This window comes from Nitrospira sp. BLG_2, from assembly GCF_049222245.1.
In genome coordinates this window covers 1-1,634 of record NZ_JBLYIG010000696.1, presented here as the reverse complement: position 1 = coordinate 1,634, position 1,634 = coordinate 1, and the positions used below count along the sequence as shown (strand labels likewise).

Sequence of the window (1,634 nt, the reverse complement as noted above, 5' to 3'; positions counted from 1 at the left end):
TATGGAAGGAGATGGATGGGCGCCGGATCCCGCACCAAAAGAGCGATGCTCACGGGCTTGTCCCCAAAGTCTCATCTGATCGCAAAGTGGGAGCCGAACTCTATCATTGCTGAACAATACCGAGTGGCATCGACGCGACTGCTGTTGATGAGGGCTGAAAAAAAGAATGGGGTTACCCTTGTGGCCAGCAGCATGATGGGGGAGGGGAAAACAACCACGGCGGTCAATCTCGCCTATGTTCTGGCCCACGACCTGCGGAAATCTACACTCCTGATCGATTGCGATTTCAAGCGTCCGATGGTCCACGAATATATGGATATTCCGGTCGAGCCGGGCCTCAGTGAGGCTAAACAGGGGCAAGACAGCCTTGAGAATTGTATTCATGCCTATGAGGGTATCCCTCTCTCTATATTGCCGTGCGGGGATTCGAAGGTAAGACCTACCAGTATTTCCGGGATTCAGTATGTGAAGCAGATCCTACCGGAGCTCAGGACCCGCTACGACCATATAATTTTGGACGGACCGCCCGTATTGACGCTTGCTGACGTCAATATCCTCAGCAGTATGGCGGATCAAGTGATCTTTATGGTGCGAGCCGGCGTGACGAGTCAGGACATGGTACTCAAGGCGGTGAAACAGCTGAATGTCGATAGCGATGCCATCGGAGTTGTCTTGACGCAGGTGGAAATGGAGTTTGCGCCCTACCTCATGTACGAAACAAGCGGAACCATGTGAACTCACGATAGCAGCTGGCCGAATATTTTACCGGCATCGGGTAGCGGAGGTATTTCAGCCGTCTCCGATGCCGCGACCTACATGTACAAGATGTTGTGTAATGATGTTGAAATCCCCCATAAGCCTGCGCAGATAGTCGCGTAACAACCTGACGCACTTGCCCCCGACCGAACGGTCGCTCCCGCTGTTTCTCAGCAACCACCGCATTGCACTGGGGAGTAGATCCATGTCAGTCAGAACAGTAGAAGTGATGAGAGATGAGGCTGCAGTAGAGCAGGGGCTGCAGTTGTGCCGCTTCACGGATGTCGTGTGCCCAACGTGGGACGCGCTGAGTCTGAAGAGGCGTATGCTCCTCTTGGGGACAGGGAAGCTCGCCAAGGAGCTCTATCGAGCCGTGCTATCGCAACGTCTTGGTCTAGTGGAAATTATTGGAGCACTTGTTGGAGAAAATGAACGAGTGGAATGGAGTCCAGGCATACCTGGCGTCATCGGCACTCATGGCGAGTTGGCACAGATAGTAGAAGAACTGAAAGTGAATGCCATCGTGGTTTGTCTTGAAGATCGTCGCTCGGTACTACCGGTCGAACAGCTCCTTGGTTTTAAGGCGATGGGAATAGATGTTCTTGACGGGAATCAATTGTTCGAGGAAGTCTCTGGCCGCCTCTCGGTTGATTCACTTCGCCCGAGTGCCGTGATCTTTTCGACCGGCTTTAAGCGGAGCATTATTTCCCGCGTCATGAAGCGGCTCGTTGATATTCTGGTTTCGATCGGTGGTTTGCTGATAATGTTGCCGCTGTTCTGTCTGGTGGCGGTACTGATCAAGGCAGATTCGTCCGGCCCCATCATGTATCGCCAAACACGTGTTGGATTTCTCGGTCGCCCTTTTCTCATTTGGAAGT

Annotated in this window: 2 protein-coding genes; both read left to right on the top strand. The window is 52.8% G+C overall.

The annotated features are described in order from the left end of the window. On the top strand, positions 1-735 hold a 735-nt coding region (locus ACOSYY_RS18365; RefSeq protein WP_421664298.1), incomplete at its 5' end, for a CpsD/CapB family tyrosine-protein kinase. Between the two features lie 226 nt (positions 736-961). Beyond that, positions 962-1,634 (top strand): sugar transferase (locus ACOSYY_RS18360; RefSeq protein WP_421664297.1); only part of this gene is annotated, 673 nt, incomplete at its 3' end.